The 20,062-nt window shown below is 52.2% G+C and carries 22 protein-coding genes and 3 pseudogenes; 2 read left to right on the top strand and 23 right to left on the bottom strand.

The annotated features are described in order from the left end of the window. Positions 1-40: 40 nt before the first annotated feature. Positions 41-661: a bacitracin resistance transcriptional activator BcrR gene (gene bcrR, locus I2G69_RS11215; RefSeq protein WP_087166405.1), complete on the bottom strand. Its 621-nt coding sequence runs from the start codon at positions 659-661 to the stop codon at positions 41-43. Further along, positions 651-848, bottom strand: a complete 198-nt coding sequence (locus I2G69_RS14450; RefSeq protein WP_009246557.1) for a helix-turn-helix domain-containing protein — start codon at positions 846-848, stop codon at positions 651-653. Before I2G69_RS14450 ends, bcrR begins: the two co-directional genes overlap by 11 nt. 159 nt (positions 849-1,007) lie before the next feature. On the opposite strand from I2G69_RS14450, the gene I2G69_RS11205 reads away from it, so the two are divergent. Further along, complete coding sequence (locus I2G69_RS11205) at positions 1,008-1,367, top strand: helix-turn-helix domain-containing protein (RefSeq protein ID WP_425330774.1); 360 nt, start codon at positions 1,008-1,010, stop codon at positions 1,365-1,367. Between the two features lie 80 nt (positions 1,368-1,447). Here the strand turns inward: I2G69_RS11205 and I2G69_RS11200 are convergent, their stop codons facing one another. The 6 genes from I2G69_RS11200 to I2G69_RS11175 form a co-directional block, all read right to left on the bottom strand. After that, a complete protein-coding gene (locus I2G69_RS11200) occupies positions 1,448-1,744 on the bottom strand; it encodes a hypothetical protein (protein WP_002576327.1) in 297 nt (98 codons plus the stop codon). Between the two features lie 284 nt (positions 1,745-2,028). Further along, entirely contained in the window at positions 2,029-3,444 is a 1,416-nt protein-coding gene (locus I2G69_RS11195; protein ID WP_002578499.1) for a relaxase/mobilization nuclease domain-containing protein, read from the bottom strand. 55 nt (positions 3,445-3,499) lie between these two features. After that, positions 3,500-3,832, bottom strand: a complete 333-nt coding sequence (locus I2G69_RS11190) for a hypothetical protein (RefSeq protein WP_002578498.1) — start codon at positions 3,830-3,832, stop codon at positions 3,500-3,502. Continuing rightward, entirely contained in the window at positions 3,829-4,683 is an 855-nt protein-coding gene (locus I2G69_RS11185; protein WP_002578497.1) for a nucleotidyl transferase AbiEii/AbiGii toxin family protein, read from the bottom strand. Before I2G69_RS11185 ends, I2G69_RS11190 begins: the two co-directional genes overlap by 4 nt. Then, positions 4,680-5,273: a type IV toxin-antitoxin system AbiEi family antitoxin domain-containing protein gene (locus tag I2G69_RS11180; RefSeq protein WP_002578496.1), complete on the bottom strand. Its 594-nt coding sequence runs from the start codon at positions 5,271-5,273 to the stop codon at positions 4,680-4,682. Before I2G69_RS11180 ends, I2G69_RS11185 begins: the two co-directional genes overlap by 4 nt. Before the next feature lie 136 nt (positions 5,274-5,409). Continuing rightward, positions 5,410-5,847: a hypothetical protein gene (locus I2G69_RS11175; RefSeq protein ID WP_002578495.1), complete on the bottom strand. Its 438-nt coding sequence runs from the start codon at positions 5,845-5,847 to the stop codon at positions 5,410-5,412. A 120-nt stretch (positions 5,848-5,967) separates the two neighbouring features. Between I2G69_RS11175 and I2G69_RS11170 the strand changes: the two genes are divergently transcribed. Next, a complete protein-coding gene (locus tag I2G69_RS11170) occupies positions 5,968-6,207 on the top strand; it encodes a helix-turn-helix domain-containing protein (RefSeq protein WP_002578494.1) in 240 nt (79 codons plus the stop codon). 33 nt (positions 6,208-6,240) lie between these two features. On the opposite strand, the gene I2G69_RS11165 is transcribed toward I2G69_RS11170, so the two are convergent. The 15 genes and pseudogenes from I2G69_RS11165 to I2G69_RS11095 form a co-directional block, all read right to left on the bottom strand. Continuing rightward, entirely contained in the window at positions 6,241-6,552 is a 312-nt protein-coding gene (locus I2G69_RS11165; RefSeq protein WP_002578493.1) for a CD1845 family protein, read from the bottom strand. Next, positions 6,549-6,854 (bottom strand): hypothetical protein, encoded by a 306-nt coding sequence (locus tag I2G69_RS11160; protein ID WP_002578492.1) that lies wholly within the window; start codon positions 6,852-6,854, stop codon positions 6,549-6,551. Before I2G69_RS11160 ends, I2G69_RS11165 begins: the two co-directional genes overlap by 4 nt. A gap of 152 nt (positions 6,855-7,006) precedes the next feature. Then, a complete protein-coding gene (locus I2G69_RS11155; RefSeq protein ID WP_002578491.1) occupies positions 7,007-7,351 on the bottom strand; it encodes a plasmid mobilization protein in 345 nt (114 codons plus the stop codon). Beyond that, entirely contained in the window at positions 7,348-8,154 is an 807-nt protein-coding gene (locus I2G69_RS11150; RefSeq protein ID WP_002578490.1) for a DUF3848 domain-containing protein, read from the bottom strand. The genes I2G69_RS11155 and I2G69_RS11150 overlap by 4 nt, the downstream gene beginning before the upstream one ends. 4 nt (positions 8,155-8,158) lie before the next feature. Beyond that, positions 8,159-11,798, bottom strand: a pseudogene (locus I2G69_RS14560) (helicase-related protein); the annotation flags it as partial. 608 nt (positions 11,799-12,406) lie between these two features. Continuing rightward, a pseudogene (locus I2G69_RS14555) lies at positions 12,407-14,462 on the bottom strand (SNF2-related protein); the annotation flags it as partial. Then, positions 14,444-15,472: pseudogene (locus tag I2G69_RS11135) on the bottom strand (type IV secretory system conjugative DNA transfer family protein); the annotation flags it as partial. The pseudogenes I2G69_RS11135 and I2G69_RS14555, both read right to left, overlap by 19 nt. A 2-nt stretch (positions 15,473-15,474) precedes the next feature. After that, complete coding sequence (locus I2G69_RS11130) at positions 15,475-15,975, bottom strand: PcfB family protein (RefSeq protein ID WP_002576352.1); 501 nt, start codon at positions 15,973-15,975, stop codon at positions 15,475-15,477. A 101-nt stretch (positions 15,976-16,076) separates the two neighbouring features. Continuing rightward, a complete protein-coding gene (locus tag I2G69_RS11125; protein WP_002576353.1) occupies positions 16,077-16,388 on the bottom strand; it encodes a DUF5720 family protein in 312 nt (103 codons plus the stop codon). Beyond that, a complete protein-coding gene (locus I2G69_RS11120) occupies positions 16,381-16,743 on the bottom strand; it encodes a DUF7768 domain-containing protein (protein WP_002578791.1) in 363 nt (120 codons plus the stop codon). Before I2G69_RS11120 ends, I2G69_RS11125 begins: the two co-directional genes overlap by 8 nt. 48 nt (positions 16,744-16,791) lie before the next feature. Beyond that, positions 16,792-17,685 carry a DUF6017 domain-containing protein gene (locus I2G69_RS11115; RefSeq protein WP_002576355.1) on the bottom strand — a complete coding sequence of 298 codons (894 nt, stop codon included), beginning with the start codon at positions 17,683-17,685 and terminating at the stop codon, positions 16,792-16,794. Between the two features lie 69 nt (positions 17,686-17,754). After that, on the bottom strand, positions 17,755-17,946 hold the full coding sequence (locus I2G69_RS11110) for a hypothetical protein (protein ID WP_002576356.1): 192 nt from the start codon (positions 17,944-17,946) through the stop codon (positions 17,755-17,757). A 27-nt stretch (positions 17,947-17,973) separates the two neighbouring features. Then, the gene (locus I2G69_RS11105; protein ID WP_002576357.1) at positions 17,974-18,249 is read right to left on the bottom strand and encodes a DUF5720 family protein; all 276 of its coding nucleotides are present in this window, start codon (positions 18,247-18,249) and stop codon (positions 17,974-17,976) included. Positions 18,250-18,261: 12 nt separating this feature from the next. Continuing rightward, complete coding sequence (locus tag I2G69_RS11100) at positions 18,262-19,188, bottom strand: ParB/RepB/Spo0J family partition protein (protein ID WP_002576358.1); 927 nt, start codon at positions 19,186-19,188, stop codon at positions 18,262-18,264. Continuing rightward, on the bottom strand, positions 19,145-19,966 hold the full coding sequence (locus I2G69_RS11095) for a ParA family protein (protein ID WP_002576359.1): 822 nt from the start codon (positions 19,964-19,966) through the stop codon (positions 19,145-19,147). Before I2G69_RS11095 ends, I2G69_RS11100 begins: the two co-directional genes overlap by 44 nt. Between the last annotated feature and the right edge of the window lie 96 nt (positions 19,967-20,062).

Below are 20,062 nucleotides of genomic sequence, written 5' to 3'. Positions count from 1 at the left end.
CTTATCGTGTCAGAGCCTATTTTAAAGGGTTTATGGCATTTTACTTTGTTTGGGTTTGCTTTATCCAGACAAATATTTTAGCAACAAATAGCAGAAACATAAGGGCGGTTACATAGGGTTGTCTTGCCGCAGCGAAGAAGCAGATAAAAAGCGTACTCAGCACGAGAGAGCATTTTGTGATTATGTTGCTCCATGATTCCTTTTCAAAACAAACACACATCAGTTTCGCTATCCCAAGTGCAATCAAAACAATAAAAACAATCCAATAGATTGCAAGATATATTGGGGTAGTGTCTGTAAATGAAAGTAGATTGACAGAATAAATATATCCGTCAACAAGGTTACCGTTACCATACAACGGCAAAAGTATAAAAGTAACCGCCATCATATCTAATATTCCATAAATGAAACTGTAAATTTTTTTCAAGTTGGAACGATTTTCAGTTTCGGCAAGTGTAATCAGTTCTTCGCCCGATAGCAGTTCATCTATGGTCACAGAAAAGAATTTAGAAATACACTTGAGCGACTCAATGTTAGGGTAACCCTTGCCGCTTTCCCATTTTGAAATGGCTGTTCTTGATACATATAATTGCTCCGCAAGTTGTTCCTGCGTTAAGTTCTTTCCAGTCCTAAGCTGTTGTAGCTTTTCATTAAATTCCATGATTCTCCTCCTGTTTGTTCCTTGTTTTCATACGTCCATCAACGGGTTTTTCTGCATCTTTTGGTATCATCCATGCACGACCAAATTTTTCAGTTCCGTCAATGCGATTTTCCTCACATAATTTTTGTATCCGTCTTTCCGATATGCCCCATTTTTCAGAAGCGGCTTTCACAGAAATGTAATTCATAATATCAACTTCCTTTCGCAAAGAGTATATAATTATTATATACGGAATGACGAATAATAGCAAGTTTCTCTCCACTAATACGAAATTATACACTACTAAACATAAAATCATACTTCGTTCAAATATCATCACCCGAAATGTACAATGATATAGGATGATATTAAAATGTACCAAGATGAAAGAAAACTTGATTTTAAGCCGTTAGGTATAGCGATAAAAAAAGCTCGGGAAGCAAAAGGGTGGACACAGGAATATCTTGCCCAACTGGTAGACCTTACGCCACGCTCTATTATGTATATAGAGAACAGGGGGCAGCACCCAAGGCTTAACAAATTTTATCTCATTACTACCTTGCTTGACATCTCTGTAGACCAGTTCTTTTTTCCATGCAATGAAGATGGCGACAACAATCGCCGCAAACAAGTTGATGTACTGTTGAATGATATGGAAGAAAAGGAGCTTATCGTGATGGAAGCTACGGCTCAAGGCTTGAAAAAGGCAAGAGAAACTGCGGAATAATTAACGCTGTTTTCGTAAGCCAAGCCAACTGAAAAAAGTGCGACACCTACACAGGCTATCGCACTTTTTAGGTTATTTTTTTATTCTCCACACAAATCATAAAGCTGTTCACATCGGTTTTGAATATCTAAGATTTCTGTTTCGGTTAAACTCCTGCGGTTATGAGTAAGTTGTTGCTCTAAAAAATCACGATAGCCATCAAGTAAGGCATCCCGTAAAAGCTCGGGGGCTTTGCAATGTTCCACACCAAACCATTGCTCATCTTTTTCATCCCAAATCATAACGGTGTATCCTCGCTTAGTGTTCACCACCTCCAAAACACTATCTTTATTTAGGTAATCGTTGAATACTTCTAAAACCTTTTCAAAGGTCATCATTTTATCAGCCCTTTCATATTTTAGGTGCTTATATGTAAGTAGTTTATATACTTATTACGACTATGATAATAAAAGTAAATCATCGTGTAAAGGATACGGATATTGTTTGCGAACAAAAGTGGCAAGCAATGCCGGTGTTAATACACTCGGCCCACAGAGGGAAAAATCCTGACGTGATTTCCCCCTCTGCTTTGCTTGTTGAGGGCAGCGCCCCCAAGCCCCTTTGAACGCAGAATTTCATTCTGCGGCTACGCGTCCGATGGACGCTTATGACCATGACCGGCTTACCGCTGGCCGTGGTCTTTTTCTTGTTCTTTTTTCTGTTCCTCATCCATTTTCAGCAGCCGATCCACATTGGCCTTTGCCGTCAAAAGTTCCCGCATTTCCTCACGGGAACGCCGGTACTCGGCGTAGGTTTTCTTCTTTTCCTCCAGCAGTTTGGCATACTCAGATTGCAGGTCTTTGACCTTGGGCAGCTTCTTCACTCCCATCTCATCAAAGGCATTTTTTGCCGCCTGATGGAGCAGAATTTCTTGCTCATGTTCCTCCCGAAATTTTCGGGAATAACCGGCCTTGCGATAGGCAACATAGGTCTCGCGGGTCTTGGCATAATTAACGATATGGGTACGCAGGACGGCGATCTCTGCCATGCGTTTCTCCGTCGCCTTAATCTGCGCTGACAGCTCATTGTGATGGGCGGTAGCCGCCACCGCTTTTTCTTCCAGCTCTGTATAGTCCAGTAGGTGATGTTCGGTAAGAAAATTCACGGTCTGCGCCATCTGTTTTAAGTTAAAAACCTTGGCCCAGCGTGCATATCCAGCACCTTTCCCGGCCTGCAATTTTGCCTGAATATCCACCAGCAAATTGACCTTGGGTGGCTCCGGCTGCACGGTGGATTTCTTGCGGGGCGTGTGCTGCTTTTCTCCAGCCAGCACCGCACGGATTTCTGTTTCGCTGTACCCGGCTCCCAGCTTGTCATCCATACGGGCTACATTCTTCCAGCCGGGAGCTTTAAGGCGGATTGCTTTCCCGCGCCGAGATACCTCGCAGCCCATCTCGGAAAGCAGTTGCAGAAGTGTGTCAAAGTCTGCTGGCTTTTGCTCCAGCGCCCGGTCAATCATCACCCGTAGCTGTTCCCGATGGGAGGGCTTGGCTTGTTCGCCCAGCCACTTGTTGTAGCTTTTTCCGTGGGGCTTGGGGTTCTCCACAATGGATAGTCCGTTCTCGATACAAATGGTGTCACTTAAACGTCGAACAGCTCTGGTGCTTCCCCAAAAGTTACGGAACTTCCGGTCACAATCCATATTGACCGCCGACCAGATGATGTGATTATGAATATGCGATTTGTCGATGTGGGTGCAGACCACAAAGGAATGATTGCCTTTGGTGAACCGCCTGGCAAATTCTATGCCCAGCCGGTTGGCTTCCTCCGGTGTGATCTCTCCGGGCCTGAACGACTGGCGCACATGGTAGGCGATCACATCATCTGTACCGCGCACTCGTCCGGTGGCGGCAATATACTGCCGCTTTGCCAACAGAAACTCTGCATCAGCAGTGCGGCTGTCACATCCATAGCTGGTAATCAATTTTCCGTTGTCGGTCTTTTGGGGATTTGCCACATAGTCAATAATATCGCTGATGGCACGGCTCTCAGTCCGACCCTTGCCGATATGCAGCGGCATGATGCGTGTGGTTGCCATAAGGGAGACCTCCTTTCCAAAAAAGAAACGGCCTGCATGGTGCAGACCGCTTTTGTTATTCTATTAAATCGTCCTCATCGAGAAAATCAAAATTGTCCTCGATGTCCTCTAACCGCTTCGGAGGAAACCTCATCTCGTATTGTTCTTTTGCCAGCGCACGAACTTCCCGGCGCTTATCTTTCATTCGGTTCTTCAGCCAGGAAATCTGCTCCTTTGATAATCTCCATGGGAGATTCAGCAAGCGGTTTATTGTCATTTGCTCCGCTTGCTTCTCCGGCGGCAAAGAAGCACAGGATTTACAGACGTGCGCCGCATGACCTTTGCCGGAAAATTTTTCATTAGCCTTATATTCTCCGCAGACTTTACAATAATGGCCGTGCTTCTTCATAGGCTCGATTCCTTTTCACTGAGAGCGTATAAACTGCGCACCGCCCCCATGATGATGTTCCACTCCAGATCTGCCGCATAGGAAAATTTTTTGCGGTACGATTCCCAAAGTTTCTGCATAACCGAGCTGTTCTCCACTTCCTCAAAAACTTCGGCAGCTTCTGCAAGATGTCGTTCTGTCCCGCGTTTGTGAGCAGTGGCCCGCAGCGCATCATGGAGAATCTGAGGGTCCAATGTATTCCCATGCAGCTGTTCCAGAATATAAATGTCATAGAAATCTCTCATGCGGGTGTTGGTGGTAGTTCTGGTAATGATCGTTTCCAGCTTTTCGGCCAGAACCGTTTCCAGATTGTACGCCCAAATATCAATGGAGCGATCTTCCAGCATCAGCTTGAAAGAGTAGCGGATCTCCCTGGGGGTAATGGCATCCCCTGTGGAAATGTCAATCTTCAAAGGCGTCACCACACCGTCAAAGGTTGTAGTCATATTTACGCGAATCCCCGGATATTCCGCCTCATCCATAATCTCCGAAATACTTTTCAGCTGGAATTTGACGCCATCATCAAGCGGGACACTCACAATAGCGGAAATCAAATTCTCTATGTCCTCCACATTGACATTGGCTCCTTTTACAGTAGCGTCCAAATCCATCGTGGAACGGGCATCCAGACCAACCATAGCCGCTACCAGCATACCGCCTTTCAGAATAAATTTGTCACGATATTCAGAAAGGGAGATACGCTCCAGAAAACGCTCCATCATGTAGTTCCGCATCAAGAGCTGGGCGTCCGCAGATTTTTTTCTGGAAAGATTGCGGATCAGATCCTTCAACTGCCTTGCTGTTTTTATCATAAAAGCACCTCCAAATACTGCCGCAGAATTTTTTCTACCCGGAACATACCGGCATACCGCATCAATGTCCGCAGGTCTTTGTCTTTTCTTCTGGCATACATCTTTAATGCCCCTTGAAAAGTCTGCATCTCCATGTTGTTCCTGCTGCGGAGCAGGTCGCAGATGGTGCGCTCCAGGTCATAGACAGGAACTGTATGCCCAAATGGTGTCTGAGCCGTTGTCAGGCCCACCCCATGCAGTTCCGCCTTAATGGTGAATACCTGTACGCCCTCTGCTTTCAGCTTGGAGGGATTATATCCGGTCTTGACTGTGACCGTATATTCCAGCGGCTCGCGGTCTGTCAGATCGTGAAAAAATAAAGCTGTCTCATGGGAAAACACTGCCTGTTCGACCCGCAGATGAAGTAAGTACATGGCATCGACCCAGGCATCCTTGGAAAGATAAATTCCATGCGCGACCCGCTCCAATTCCCGTGAGTGCACATAATCATAAAAAACAGGCTTAGAAATACCAGCAGATACTACTTGAGCTGTTCGCAGCATCCCATCCTGTGTTTCCAGCAGCTGATCCAGCTGTTCAAATTGTCCCACCGTACCACTTCCTTTCACACTAATATTATAAGCAATATTAGTTCAAAAGTAAAGTGATGAAAATTCGGCATAATTTTACCGACAGCTTAACGTTCAACAGTTTTGGAAATATGAAGTGGCAGCAAAATAGACAACCTCAGCTGCCCATTTCATCACGATATGAAATAATCTGCTTCTTTTTCTGTTTGGCACACCGTAACGTTGTGGCTGCTCCGCCCCAATCATGGAGAACATAGGCCACCACTACATCGGCGGACTCTACCATCCAGCGATTTCTATGAGAAATCGAAAAACGGCGCGGTACGTTTTCCAGCGGTGGATACACGGTACTGTCATAGCCAGAAACATCCCGGCCAGTGTTCAAATATGCCAATACAAGAACCAGCTCGATTTGCGGATACTTTTTCTTTTGTTCCCGTAAAATAGACGCTGCTAAACTGTCGAACTCTCCATATCCTCCAAGATAAAAAGTTGTTGCTCCTTGCTCAATTAGGTCTTGTGTTACATTGCGAAGCCAATTCGCAATATTGTCTGCCTTTGTGATTTGCGAATGGCCACAAAAAGTTACGTTCATACGATGGCACCCCTATTACCATCATACTGCAAATAGCTCTATTAGTACAGGTACAGGGACCAATTTTAGCAAAACTGCCCATATACTAAATATAGTACAGTCACAGGGGCGGTGTATAGAATGAAGCTAAACGAGGCGGTAAGCAAACGTCTGTTAGAATTACTAGATGAAAGAAAAATGACACAATATCAACTGTATATGAAAAGCGGTGTTCCCAAGTCTACGATTGGAAATGTCATCAACTGCTCGTATGATTCGGTTAAGCTACGGATCATTCATGAGATGTGCCAAGGAATGGGGATTGGGATAGATACCTTTTTTGCATCGCCGCTTTTTCAAGAAGATAACCTAGAACCATAAAACCTCCGACGAAATTCGTCGGAGGTTTTCATATTATCCATAAACCAAATCTTGAATGATAAACTTCAAGTCCTGTACCTTGCCCAGTAGCCAGATTGCAGCCATTGGCAAACCATAGGGACTAATGAGAAATGCTATCACCAGCAGGATAATGCCGTTTTGCAAGGAGTAAGTAATCAGAACTGCCACACCCAGCAGGGCAACCACCATGCTGATAAGCCCCAGCACCAAACCGGAGACATAGACAATCCCCACACAAATCCAGACGAACAGGGTCAGCGACAGAATCACCGGAGCCATTAAAATCTTCAACGGCAGTTTCAGAATGAACCAGATCGCCCTCATTTTTCTTCCTCCTTCCATCGTTCCCGAAAGCTCTGACAGAGAATTTCTGCCTGTCTTTCATCTTCTTCCGTCACTTCTCGGCATCCTTTGGTTAGCCGCAGTTCCTCATAGCTGCGATAATCAGATAACAGCACCTCGAATAGTTCGTCCGGTGTCCGGCTGAGAAGTCCATCCACACAGTAGCGGGAATCTCCATTCCATGTGACGCGGAGATAACCTTCTCGACAAGGGAGGACTTCTTCCTCTAGATCACAGTCCAAATACTCACGAAAAATCTCCAACACCTTCTCAAAGGTTTTCATCTATTCTCAACTCCTTTGCGGCAATCTGTTTTCTACCCATATTATCCTTCCAACATTTCAAAAAGACAAGGATATGGGCAAAAGAAAAAACGGAGGAAGGCGCGGCGAAAAGAACGCCGTTCCTCCCTCCGCAGTTGGGGCATATATCCCTGTTACGAAAGCCTGGAAAGCTGGGTTAGGATTTCTTTCACGCCCTCCCATAACTGCTCCTGCCGTTGGGCTATATCCTCCAGGTCAGCATCATAAATCCGCCCCGTTTCATGTACCCGTCGGGTGAGCTGGTTCAGGTTATTGCTGCTTCGGCGCAACAGGGATACCAGTTCCTTCAGCTCCGGCAAGTCCAGCTGTACCACATAGCCGTCCACAGCCATCTTCCGCAGATAGGCGCTCAGGTTTTTTGTTCCGAACTGTGCCATTTTCTGCTGGATCGCTTCCATCTCCGCATCGGAAACCCAAAACAGGACCGGCACATCCCGTTTACGCTTTTTGGCGCTCATCGTTCCGGCTCCTGTTTCTTCGATAAAGCAGGCTTGTGGGTGGTAGGCTCCTGTTTGAGCTTTTGCAAGACAGAGCCTTTCTCCGGTTCCTGAAGCGTTTTTCGTGCCTGCCGTGTAAACAGATCGGTCAGACCAAGATTGACCTCATCCACAACCAGATAAGCACAGTGGCGCGAAGTGCCGCTGTCCTCCGGCATGGGAATGGTCTTTGCCCAGGCTTTGTTGTCACGGGAAACGCGACCGTCGCTGTCCTTATGCTGGATGGTGTTGGCAAGGATGAACTGTACTCGTTCCGACCCGAACTTTTCCAGCACCGCCTTAACCGCAGACTCCGTATCCAGTCGGTTATCCGCATAGTGGGCGCTGATGGCGTGTTCAATGGCCTCTTTACAGTCAAAGTTTGCCTGATAAGAGCGGTTATATTGTGCCATCTCCCCATGCTGGGACGCATAGGCGGCAGAATGGAGATAGAGAGGGATGGACCGCTGTTCTTCCAAAACCTTACACACATCATCCGCTCGGTTTTCAATGCTGTCCCGGATCACATCCATGTAGCCGGTCTCCAGCTTCTCAAAGTGACGGTACACATCGGCCAGCGGTGTAGGCGAATCCAAAAGCGCCTGGGCCTGGGCATCGGTCAGCTCCAAGTCCTCCATCGCCATCACAATGTCCTCCCGGACGGTGTACTCATAGGTATGGTGCAGGATTTCCTCCGGGGGCTGGCTTTTCAGCCAGTCCCGGTATTTGTCCTGTTCAGCGGCCATCTTCTCATAAAGGGCCGTATTCAGATCGTTGGTATTCATGTTATCGCACCTCCTCATGTTGTTTCGGTTTCTTTTCAGGGCTACGGGGTGGCACCGGGCGCTTCAAGCTGTCCAGCACCGAAGGCCGTGCGCTCTTGGCAACCACAGTTTCCGGCTGGGCATGGCCCTTGCCGTCAATGTTCAGCAGCGTGTCCAGTTCCACCAGACGGGCGGACTTGACTCGCAGATCATCCTCAAAGGGAAACGGCTTTCCGATTTCCTCTTTGGCTGCGGCCTGCTGTTGGTAAAGGTTGTCCAGCTGGTTTTTCACGGCTTCCAAACGCTGAGGCATTTGAGCCAGTGCATTGTCGATACGGGTGAGGTTTCCGCGCGGGTCTGTGCCGAGGCTTGCCCGGTGGGTCATCTGGCCTTTCAACAGGAGCGTATATTCCTGTTTCCAAGCGGAAAACTCCACGGACATAGTAAAGCCCCGATAGCTGCCGATCTGCACCGGTTCGGAGCCTTTGACCTCCTTACAGGCGTCTAGCAAGGCTGCACCGGCGTTTTCTTTGTCAGTCAGCACATCGCCCCGGATCTCCATTCCAGCAAAGCCATCCTCCGGGTGAGGATGGGCGGCCAGGGTCTCCAGATCCGCTTCAAAGCCTTTAATAAACCCCTTGTTAGTTTCGATTTCCTGGGGGAAGTATTTGAGCAACTGATCCTCCAGGCGGTACTGCTTGCTCTGATGGTCAGCTTTCATCAGCTTCAGACGCGCAACCTCCACATCCAAATCCATGCGCTCCTTGATACGGGGGTCTCCGGCGCACAGGGCCTTGATCTCGGCAAAGGACAGCGCCGTTTCGTCCACATCATCGCAGGAGCGGACCGGGCTTTTGCTGGTCATGATTTGCGAAATGAATTTCTGTTTGTTCTCCACCGTCTGCCACAGGTAGGCATCGAAAGTTCCCTCGGTAACATAGCGGTACACATGGACCAGCGGATTCTGGTTGCCCTGGCGCTCGATACGGCCCTTGCGCTGGGCAAGGTCTCCCGGACGCCACGGACAATCCAGGTCATGGAGCGCCACAAGCCGGTCCTGCACATTGGTGCCAGCGCCCATTTTGGAGGTGCTGCCCAGCAGGACGCGCACCTGCCCAGTGCGAACCTTGGAAAACAGTTCTTTCTTCTGCACCTCGGTCTTGGCTTCGTGGATAAAAGCAATCTGCTCGGCGGGCATTCCCTGGGCGATGAGCTTCTGGCGGATGTCCTCATAGATGGTAAAGGCAGGCTCAGGCTCATCCAACGGCACAGCCTGTTCCAGCGCATGAAGTGTGGGATTATCCAGCTGTTTGGCTGCCTTTTTGGAGGGGGCTGCCTGGGGCGTGGAAATGTCGCAGAATACCAGCTGGGTCAGCTTGTCAGCCTCGCCGTCCCGCCAGATCTGCATGATATTAGGCTGCCACATTGTTCTGGCTTACAGAGCTTTTGCCGGTGATCTGCCACTCAGCGGTGAAAGAAGAATAGTTGACCTCGATATTGCGCTGGAGATAAAACGGCGTGTCGAAGGTCTCATACATAAACTGCTGGATGTACTCTTTGTCGATCCAGGTAGCGCCCAGGCGCACCTCAATCTCCGACGCATCCAGGTCTTTGGGCTGGGCAGCGGTAAGGGCCTCCACATTGACTGCAAAGGAAGGGTCCTGCTGTGCGGCCCGCTGTGCCTGACGCAGCTTGCGCCGCACATTGCCGGACAGGTATTCGTCGGCTGTTACATAATGGGGAGTGCCGTCTTTCTCCAACTGCCCAGGTACACGGAAGATCACGCCTTTTAGCTCGGCGGCCAGTTCGTCGCCGGTCTTGCCGGTCAACTCCGCCATATACGCCATATCGACAAAGGCTTTTTCGGAAATTGATACGGCCAGAGCTTCACTTGCGGTATCCACAGTGTCCACCGCCTTGTGGGGCTTGATGGTGCGCTTGGTGAACATATCCGCCTTGCGCTCCAGCTTGCCGTCCTCGTCAATGACTTCCAGCGCGCAGAGCAGATAGTAGCTGGAATCATCAGCAAAGGCCAGCCGGTTCGCCCGGTCATTGATAAGACCATATTTTGCAGAGAAGCTGTCATAGAGCCGGTTCAGTTCGGCCTGTTTGTCCTGGATGGCGCTGTCCGGTGTGGCGGCGTCCATTTGCAGATCAATGAGCTGCTGGACACATTCTCGCAGACCCACCAGTCCTTTCACACGGGCTTCGGCGGTGGCATTCAGGTCAGGCCGTACCATACAGCTGTTTTCACGGTAATACACATCGCCGTCCACAACGGTGTAGGAGTAATTTTTCACATTGGGGTCAGCAGGGATAGAAGTGTCGATGGCTTCGCCCTCGCCCAGCTCCGGCAGCTCGGCCTCCTGGTAGGTGCCGCGAATGTACTTCACGGCATCATGCAGCTGATCGGCAAGCTCCAGCCCCTCGATGGGGTTCACGGTGTAGTCCATGCCGTGGGCGGTGCTTTCCGGTTCCTGTCGGCCCAGCACCATTTCCGGGTGGTCCAGGAAATAGCGGTTGATGGCAAAGCCGTCCTCGGTCTGCCCGGTCTGCGTCCACTCCGGCACGATGTCCAACGGACGGTCACGCTTTTGCAGGAAGATGATGTCCGAAACGACCTCGGCACCTGCGTTCTTTTTGAAAGCGTCATTGGGCAGACGGATGGCCCCCAGCAGTTCGGCGCGCTGAGCAAGATACCGGCGCACGGTGGAATCCTTGGCGTCCATCGTGTAGCGGCTGGTGACAAAGGCCACCACGCCACCGGGACGAACCTGATCCAGAGCCTTGGCGAAAAAGTAGTTGTGAATGCTGAAATTCAGCTTGTCATAGGCTTTATCCCGAACCTGATACTGGCCAAACGGTACATTACCCACCGCCAGATCGTAGAAATCCCGCCTGTCGGTGGTCTCAAACCCTGCCACGGTGATGTCGGCCTTGGGGTAGAGCTGCTGGGCAATACGCCCGCTGATGGAATCCAGCTCCACGCCGTAAAGACGGCTGTTTCGCATTTCCTCCGGCAGCATACCGAAGAAATTGCCTACACCACAGGACGGCTCCAGGATGTTGCCGGTCTCAAATCCCATGCGGCCCACAGCCTCGTAAATCGCTTTGATGACCGTAGGGCTGGTGTAGTGCGCGTTGAGGGTGGAACCTCTGGCAGCAGCGTATTCCTCCGGGGTCAGCAGTTCCTTCAGCTGGGCATATTCCTTGCTCCAGCTTTCCTTGTCGGGGTCAAAGGCATCGGCAAGGCCGCCCCAGCCCACATACCGAGAAAGGATTTTCTGCTGTTCCGGCGTTGCCTGCTCGGTGGTTTCCTCCAGGTATTTCAGCAGCTTGATTGCCTCGACATTGGCCTGGAACTTAGCCTTGGGGCCGCCTTCGCCCAGGTGATCGTCAGTGATACGGAAATTCTCGGCGGTGCGACGCAGATTGGCCTTGTATTCCTCATAAGAGGCTTCCTCGGCAGCTTTGACATTGGGGAAGGTCTGCCACTCGCCGTTTACCTGAATGGAAACGGGGTGTTCGTCCAGTACCTCATCCAGAGTCTTTTCCGGCTCGACAGCAGGCGTGGGCGGCTCCGGCTCATTGGTTCGCAGGGTCTGAACAACCACATCATAGGGCAGATTGTTCTTATCGCCCGGATAGACAGCCACAGTCTCGGCTTGGAAGGCCGGGGTTTCGGCAGCCGGTTCGGGGCGTTCCTGCTCAAAACCGTCCAACTGACGGGCATACATCCCGCGCAGCAAAGGCGCAACCTCGCTCCACTGGAAGAACAGCATGGCCAGACGCTTTTCATCTGCATCCAGCACTTCCAGCTCGATACCTTCCGGCATCGTGCGGTAATCGGCGGTCTCGCCGGTCTCCAGCTCCATCGTTTCCACGATGTTGGGATAGGCCCGGCTCAGCCACAAGGCTACCTCCTGGTTACTCTTGCCGTTGCGAAGAAGCTCGGAAAGCTCCGCCTTGTCCGCCTCACCAATCAGGCCATGGGCCAGCACATCCCGAAGGTCCTGGTCCACCGTATCCAGATTTGCAGGCAGGAATTCGGTATAGAAGTCGTTGCGGTTATCCTCCCGCAAAAGCTGCTCAAACCGTTCCCGGCTCTCAGCCCGGTAGATGGGATAGCTCATGCCGGTGGGCAGCAGCTGCACCGTGTCATCCCGCAGCTCTGTGATCTGATGGGGCCGGTCATCCAGATAGACAATATCACCCACATTGTAAGGAGGAACCGCTGGATCGTAGGAGGTTCGCTCCCGGAGTGTGCCACGAGCCGCAGCGTATTCCTCATCTGAAACCAGAACACGCAAATTATGGGGAGAAGGCTGTTCCGGCTCATCTGCCGGGACGCTCTCTCTGGATATGGCCTCCACATCCGCCATAACACGCTGGATGAATGGGTCATTATCCAGTTTTTCCTCATCCACCAGTTCACCATTCACAATGCCGCGCTCGGCCAAAGCCTCCCGAATGGCGATGGGGTCGATGTTGTCGAACCGGTCCTGTTCCGCTTCGGTGTAGAACCGGTCCTCCTTGATAAGCTGAGCGATCCGGCGCTGTACCTTGGGCCAGGGCAGCACCGTTCCTTCGGGGCTTTCCGGGCGAACCGAAAACGGGGTTTTGCCATCGCCGCCGTCAAACTCATGGGCCAGCCATGCAGCGGTATCTTTTTCCCGCCCATGTTTCTCCATGTAACGGACAACGGCGTGTTTACTTTCGATTTTGCCGTTCCAGTCCTGGATAGCCTTGTCGATGTCATTGTCCGTGAGAGGGTGCAGCAGCTCATGGAGCTTGGGATAGGTCTCGTCGATGATTTCTCGATGAAGGCGCTGGCGGAACTCCGGTGTGTCGGAATAGAGGCGGAGCAGCTCCATGTTGCCAGATCCCAGGACAGCACGGCGAATAGCGGCATTGCCCTCGATCACGGCGTTCTCATGGTCACTGTGACCGCAGGCATTGCGATATGGCACATCTTCCATAACAGCGGCAAGTACAATGGGCTTGTATTGCTCATGCAGTTCTCGAATCGTAGGGGCTGCGGCTGCTTCGGTCTCCTGAAATACTCTGGTCCCGTCTGCGCCAAACTCCGCTTCCTGGGCATTGATGTGCTGTTCCGCCTCATGGTCGATAGAGGGCATGGAATACTCCTGCCGCTCCCTGCCGCCCTTCGGGACAGCGGAAATGGTCACATCATGCTTATCCCGCAGCTGTTCCACAACCTGCTCCAGCCGGTTTGCCGGAAAGCCGCACATTTCCACACGGCCACCGCCGGGGATAGCGCGGGTCGTGAGATTGAGGTCCAGTTCCGCAGCAGCAGTTTTGGCGTCCTCACCGTACAGCTCAAAAAAATCCCCCATTTGGTAGAGGATTATATCATCCGGGTGGCGCTCCTTGACGCCGTTGTATTCCCACACAGCCGGGTCCGGCTGCTGGGCTTGCAGGGCATCTTCTTCCGCCAGGGCCTTTTCTGCCTGGATTTTGTCATACTCCGCCTGTTCCTGTTCTGTGAGATAGCGTCCCTTCTGGATCAGGTCGGTAATCCGTTTGGCGACTTTCTCCCAGGTGAAATGCACATCCGGGCAGCCGTCTTTTTTGTAGTGCAGACCTTTTCCGTCGTGGCTTTCATCGCTTTTCATTGCACCGGACAGGGCATGGGAGTGACCGCCAATACCATACTTATGTTTGAGAAAATCCACCTTTTCCTTATCCGTATGGGGTTCCTGGAAAAAGGTGAAAACTCGGCCCTTACCGCCCTCAAATCCGCTGCCTCTGGTCATGGCGGCGTCGATCTCGTCCTCAGAGATAAACTGCTTGACCGAAGGTACTTCCGTCAACTGAGAGGTAAAGGTGGTGCGAGGCAAGGACAGATCTTGCAGGTTCTCCCAAATTTCTTTGGGTTTATGGTAGTGGAAGCGCAGCAAATCCCGATCCTGCTGGTAGGCCGTCCAGAAGGCAGCATATTCTTCCGCAAGGTTCTGGCGAAACTCCGGGCTTTTCAGCTGTTCGGTGAGCCATGCAGATTCCTCCGGGAAACCGCGCCCCGGATTGTTGGAAAGGATGGGCAGATACCCAGCTTCTCTGGCTTCCTCGCTGAAATCGTGGTACAGATTCCAGAACTTTTCCGCGAGGAGGGAGCGTTCATAGCCCGCAGCCTCAGCCAGCTCCACATTGGTGGCAAACTGGCCGTCCTGCAAAAGCTGGCCGATACGCTCAGCGGCACTCTCCCAGGAAATGACCTGGGCGGACTTATCGTAACGGGCAGTTTTGCCGTGGGAAAGATGGATTCCATCCTCGGCATACCATGCAGTGATGCTGCCAATCCCGCAGCCAGCTTGTACTTTTTGTACTGACGGACGGCGAAGTGGTTGGGCTTCTCTGCCTCCAGCGCGTCAAACATCAGGTCCACGGGGTTCTTGAACTCCTCGTCATCCTCCCGGACCTCCATCGCGTTGATGAACTCGATGAGGGTGGAGAAATTCTGTTCCTCCACCGGGGCCTCGTAGTGGATATACCCAATGAGGGCGCAGTACAAAAGCGTCTCGGCCTTAACCCAAAAATCGTCCCCGGCCTTGCCCTCGCCCTTGGTGTTGGCGATCAGCGTCGTGACCAGTTTCAAGATGTCCTTTTCGGAGTGGATGTAGGCAAAGGGATTATAGTGCATGGACTTCTTGAAGTTGATGGTATTGAGGACTTTGATCCGATAAGGCTCATAGATGTCCTTGCCGTGCTTATCCTTCATGGGCTTGCCGTCCTTGCCCAGCTTGGGTGTGCCGCGCTGAAGCATTTTGCCGCACTCCACCAGGATGGTGCCTTTTGGGTCTGTCACCACATAGGAGCTGTGCATCTGCATCAGGTTCGGTTTCAGCCAGAAGCGGGTCTTGCCGGAACCGGAGCCACCGATCACCAGCACATTTTTGTTTCTGGCGGTCTTGGGGTCCTTGGGGCGGCTGTTCATGGTCAGGCTCTCGGTTTTAGTCAGAATCACATTGTTCTGGAACACCGGGTCGATGTAGGGTGCGATGTCCTCATGGGTGCCCCAGCGGGCGCTGCCATACTCCATACCGTGCCGGTACTTCTTGGCGTTCTTGCTTTTGAGATACACGGCCAATCGCAGGCCAGCGCCGCAGCACAGCCCCACCAGCAGGTCCAAAGGGTGCAGGCTGGGCCACCAGCTGGCCAGCGCCACCGGCAGCGTGGAGAAGAACGAAAGCATTTTTGCCGAAGCGTCCGCACCCACGGCCATCCGCCATCCTTCACCGAAGTTGGTTGCGAACAGCCCCATCAGGATATAGGGCATATTCAGCAAAAGGAGCTTTTTGATGTCAAGTTGCTTTTTCATCTTCATCGTTCCAGCTCCTTCCGCTTGTTCCGGTCCACAACGGCGTGTTTCACCAGCTCTTTGAACTGGCTCAGCTTTGCCAGCACGGACGGACGCTCTGTTTTCTGCGCCTTTCTGACCTTCTTGCCGGTGTACTCGGTAAAGGCAGCGGTCAGGGCATCCGCATCGCGGCCTTTGAAAAAGATCAGGTACTTGGGCGGGGAGCTGCTGCGGTCCTTCTTCACCGCATAGTCAACGCCGTATTTCCGGGCGATCTTTTCAAACTCCTTGATGGAGGGGTCGGTGATCTCGATGTTGGAAACGCCCTGATTCTGGCCGATCAGCTGCTTCACCGTCTGTTTGCCGTGGGGAATCACGGGGGTATCCCGGCTTTTCTGCTTTTGCAGCTTCTTTTCCTTGCGGTGGGCAAGGTACTTGGTGATGGCGGCCTTAAACAGCCGCCCGGTAAACTTTGTTCCGCTGACTACCAGCGTCAAAGTCCTGTTTTCCACTTCCTCCTGCATAGGTCATCGCCTCCTTTCCACGGATTTTGCAGGGGTGGCGCTTGATACTAAGGCGGGACCACCAGCCGCCGCAGCAGGTATTTCATCATGGCAGGCTCCTTTCAACGCAGCTGATCGGAGCGGTCATAGTACAGATGTCCCTGGCGCACCTTGGCATGGCTGAGAATCTTGATGTGGCCCTTTTCCTGGTTCTCCAGGCTTTTCTGGTATCCGGCCTCCGTCAGAAACAGGCGGGTCCGTTCGCCTTTCCAGCCCACCGGCGAATCGTGGGTCAGCACATCGAAGATAATCATGTGCCGGGTGTCCTCGGCAAACCGCTCCAAATCCATGTACTCATGGCCGTGGTAGTTCTGCGCCCCGGCCTTGAGCCGCATTTCCTCCATCAGCTGGCCCACGGTCTTACGCTCAGGCATGGCGCGCACCTCCTTTCCCGCGTCCCTGGCCTTTCACAGTCAGGATACCGTCCAGGGTGGTAGCGGTGATCCGCAGGCGCTCAGCGGTGGCGATGTCATTCTTCACGGTCTCGTCGATGCCGTGGCCGCAGACCACCAGCACATGGGACCGGCGCAGATAGTCTCGCACCATATCCAGCCCGTCCTTGTGTTCCTGGGGAATCTCGTCCTTGAGGAAGGTGGACAAGAACAGAACCGGGCAGATGGGCGAATACCCGGCGTCGTACACCTGGCGGCAGTAGGTGGCAGCGTTCTCGGCGTTCTCATACTGGTTGTTGCTCCAGGGAGCCGTAATGTAGGCAAGAGGTCGTTTCATGGCAAAATCCTTTCTCCCGGTATTGCCGGGCAACAGAAAAGCGGCTGTTTACCAGCCGCCTGTGTTCATATCGTGATTGACTTGTACGGTGTAGTGATTGCTGATCGTGGTGGGCGCGTTGAACAGCACTGCAAGCAAATACTGTTTCATATTGCGGACCTCCGTGGTGTTTTTCTGCATACCGTCCATGACAAATCGGATATGCTCGCTATCCAGCTTCAAGAACCGGGAGCGCACGACTTCATGGGGAAAGTCGCTGCCAGCGATCCGAGTGGTTTTACGTTTGGCACAAACGGTCTCCACCATCAGCTCCACAATCTCGTCCAGGTCCTCACGGTAGGTCGAAAACTCTCTGCACAGATAGTCATACTCGATGTTCTCCAGAATCAATTCCCGATAATTTTCTATCTCTGAGACAGACATCGCATCCCTTCCTTTCCGTTCCGGCAGCTGTGCTGCCGCTGTTTCCCGGAAGGGAATGGAATCGGTACTTGCTCCATGAGTATTTTGTTTTTGAGTATTTGGTTTCTCTATATTTAATTCTGCGGGCTTTTCCGTATCCGGTTTATCCAGATACGGGTTTTCCGTATCTGGTGAAGCCGTATCTGGTACAGCCGTATCCGGCCTTGGCGTTTCTGGCTGCCTGGGCTGGGGTTTCTCATAAATCACATACTCGGTGTCGCTGATCCGGCCTTGTTGGTCCCGCAGCTGGTTCCGCACGATGTAACCGGCGGTTTCCAACTCCCGCAGCGCACTGCCGATGGCATCAACGCCCTCCTTGCAGATTTTCGCAAGTCCACGGGTAGTATAGTTCCAGTCATCAGGCAGGGATAACATCATGGAAAGAAGCCCCTTTGCCTTGAGGGATAGTTCGTGGTTCCGCAGGTGATGATTGCTCATCACGGTATAATCTTTGGTCCGTTCAATGCGAAAAACGGCCATTGACTTCACTCCTTTCTAATTTTAGGGCATGAAAAAAGCCACAATCCTTCGTGAAAAAGACTGTGGCTTTCAGCTGTTTTTGTTGTTCTGCCAGGGCCGGTAAGGACGCTTGTACTTCGGCGGATGACTGAACATCGGCTCATGCTCCGAAAACGGGAGGGTCTGCAAAACCCGGTCAATGTCGGTGGATTCCATATCATACTGGGACTGGCAACTTTCCCGGATGGCATCTTTGATGCTCTGGACAGTACACATATTCATTCCTTTCCTTTCGTAGTGATAATGAGTTTACGGGTGGCGGCGGCGCTTGTCCGGTTTGAAGTCGAGCACATGGCCCTCGATCACACGGGCATACCGCTTGATTTTGATTTCCCGACGCTTCTGGCTTACGAGGGCGGCCTGATACCCGTCCTCCGTAAGAAACAGCCGCATATCATCGCCGGGGCAGCCGTAGGAACAAGGGCGCTGAACGGAAAACTCGATCATCCAGCGGGTGCTGTCCTGAAAACGCTCTACGGCCAAGATATTGTGTCCTTTCAGCTCACGGGCTGAAATATCCCTCATAGGCGGCTCCTTTCATCGTTCCTGGTCTCTCTGGCGCTTCTTCTGCCACGCCTCCAGCAGTTTGATAATGGTTTCCTGCATCCGCTGGGGCGTATAGCTTTTGGGGAAATACTTCCGCAGGGTGTCGGAGGTGAAAGTCACTTTGTCGAGATCACTTTTCTTTTCCTCACCCATGATGACGCGCATCATATCGAGGGTCAGATGTCCCTCCTGGCTGTATTTCTTGAGTCGCTGAGCCTGGGAGAGAGAGGGGGTAGCCTGTTCGCTGTCCATCGCGTCCAGCAAATCCCGCTGTTCTTCTTTTTTGAGAAAGGACAGCTCATAAGCCGGATTGAGGGCGATTTTCTTTTCATCGACCATATCCAGCAGTTCGGGAATCAGCTCCGTCAGGCGGATATAGCGCTGCACCTGGTTCCTACTCGAACCAGCCTGCTGCGCCAACAATTCATCTGCACGCAACTTCGTCCCAAGTTGGGACGAAGTTAAGTCCCCCCGTGCGCCTTGGTGTTTCATAGCCTCCAGCTTCATCTTGTAAGCAAAGGCCCTTTCGCTGGGGAGCAGGCTTTCACGTTGTAAGTTGCTGTCCACCATGATGATAGTGGCAGCATCATCGTCCAGGTCTCGGACAATGACAGGCATGGTTTCTTTCTCGGCCAGCTCACTGGCCCGGTGCCGCCTGTGACCGGCAACCAGCTCATAGCCGCCCTCCGGGTCCGGGCGGGCGATCGCCGGAACCAGAACACCATACTGCCGAACGCTGTCGGCGGTCTCCATCATGGCCTCGTCATCCTTGACTTTGAAGGGATGCCCCTTAAATGGGTGCAGCTCAGACAGCGGAATTTCCTGTATCTTCTCCAGCTTGGCATCCTGGCGGCTTTCCTCGGTGGAAAACAAATCATCGTATGGAGCCAGCTCTACTTTTTTCGCGCTGCTTTTCAAGTTTTATCACCTCCTTGGTCAGATTCTTATAGCCCTCGGCCACCTTGCCATTAGGGTCATGGGCAAAAATGCTTTTGCCCTCGGCGCTGATCTCCTTTGCCCGGACAGAATGGGGAATCTCGGTGCCGAACACCTTGATTTTGCTGCCATAGGTCTCCCGCAGCAGGGCGGCAATCTCCTTGGCGAAGTTGGTGCGGTTGTCCACCATCGTCAGCAATATGCCGTCGATCTGGAGCTTGGGGTTGATCTGCCGCTTCACCTTGTTTACGGTCTGGAGCAGCTGTTCCAGGCCCTTGGCGGGCAGGTACTCCGCCTGAACGGGGATTATGACCCTGTTGGCGGCGGCCAGGGCGTTGACCGTGAGCATACCCAGGGATGGCTGGCAGTCAATCAGGATATGGGAATACTGTCCCTTGAGCGTGTCCAGATACTGCCGCAGGATGGTCTCTCGGCTCATGGCGTTCACCAGGGAGACCTCCATGCCGGAGAGCTGGATGTCTGCGGGCATCAGGTCAACGCCCTCCGGGTGGTGCAGGATACCCTCGCCGGGGCGCAGCGGCTCGTCCATCAGGATACGGCCCATCGCGTCGGACAGGGTAAAGGGCAGCTTGTCCGGCTGGGGGTGGCCCAGGCTGATGGTCAGGCTGCCTTGCGGGTCCCCGTCGATCAGCAGCACTTTCTTTCCGGCCTGCGCCAGCCCAATCCCCAGGTTCGCGCAGGTGGTTGTCTTGCCAACGCCGCCTTTCTGGTTGGCGATGGCGATGATTTGCGTGTTCAATGACTTCACCTCATTTCTGAATTGTTCTATGGCTTCTGGAAATAGAAAAAGCCGCCACTTCAAAAATTGAAAGTGACGGCCTTTTCTTATCCCGGA

Source organism: Anaeromassilibacillus sp. D41t1_190614_C2 (genome assembly GCF_015558525.1).
Classification (GTDB): Bacteria; Bacillota; Clostridia; order Oscillospirales; family Acutalibacteraceae; genus Anaeromassilibacillus; species Anaeromassilibacillus stercoravium.
Note: the sequence above shows the minus strand (reverse complement) of the source record. Positions and strands in the feature narration are given on the sequence as shown.

Coding starts and splice junctions, on each gene's coding strand:
- bcrR (WP_087166405.1), bottom strand. CDS start 661: ATGGAATTTAATGAAAAGCTACAACAGCTTAGGACTGGAAAGAACTTA.
- I2G69_RS14450 (WP_009246557.1), bottom strand. CDS start 848: ATGAATTACATTTCTGTGAAAGCCGCTTCTGAAAAATGGGGCATATCG.
- I2G69_RS11200 (WP_002576327.1), bottom strand. CDS start 1,744: ATGATGACCTTTGAAAAGGTTTTAGAAGTATTCAACGATTACCTAAAT.
- I2G69_RS11195 (WP_002578499.1), bottom strand. CDS start 3,444: ATGGCAACCACACGCATCATGCCGCTGCATATCGGCAAGGGTCGGACT.
- I2G69_RS11190 (WP_002578498.1), bottom strand. CDS start 3,832: ATGAAGAAGCACGGCCATTATTGTAAAGTCTGCGGAGAATATAAGGCT.
- I2G69_RS11185 (WP_002578497.1), bottom strand. CDS start 4,683: ATGATAAAAACAGCAAGGCAGTTGAAGGATCTGATCCGCAATCTTTCC.
- I2G69_RS11175 (WP_002578495.1), bottom strand. CDS start 5,847: ATGAACGTAACTTTTTGTGGCCATTCGCAAATCACAAAGGCAGACAAT.
- I2G69_RS11170 (WP_002578494.1), top strand. CDS start 5,968: ATGAAGCTAAACGAGGCGGTAAGCAAACGTCTGTTAGAATTACTAGAT.
- I2G69_RS11165 (WP_002578493.1), bottom strand. CDS start 6,552: ATGAGGGCGATCTGGTTCATTCTGAAACTGCCGTTGAAGATTTTAATG.
- I2G69_RS11160 (WP_002578492.1), bottom strand. CDS start 6,854: ATGAAAACCTTTGAGAAGGTGTTGGAGATTTTTCGTGAGTATTTGGAC.
- I2G69_RS11155 (WP_002578491.1), bottom strand. CDS start 7,351: ATGAGCGCCAAAAAGCGTAAACGGGATGTGCCGGTCCTGTTTTGGGTT.
- I2G69_RS11150 (WP_002578490.1), bottom strand. CDS start 8,154: ATGAATACCAACGATCTGAATACGGCCCTTTATGAGAAGATGGCCGCT.
- I2G69_RS11130 (WP_002576352.1), bottom strand. CDS start 15,975: ATGCAGGAGGAAGTGGAAAACAGGACTTTGACGCTGGTAGTCAGCGGA.
- I2G69_RS11125 (WP_002576353.1), bottom strand. CDS start 16,388: ATGCCTGAGCGTAAGACCGTGGGCCAGCTGATGGAGGAAATGCGGCTC.
- I2G69_RS11120 (WP_002578791.1), bottom strand. CDS start 16,743: ATGAAACGACCTCTTGCCTACATTACGGCTCCCTGGAGCAACAACCAG.
- I2G69_RS11115 (WP_002576355.1), bottom strand. CDS start 17,685: ATGGCCGTTTTTCGCATTGAACGGACCAAAGATTATACCGTGATGAGC.
- I2G69_RS11110 (WP_002576356.1), bottom strand. CDS start 17,946: ATGAATATGTGTACTGTCCAGAGCATCAAAGATGCCATCCGGGAAAGT.
- I2G69_RS11105 (WP_002576357.1), bottom strand. CDS start 18,249: ATGAGGGATATTTCAGCCCGTGAGCTGAAAGGACACAATATCTTGGCC.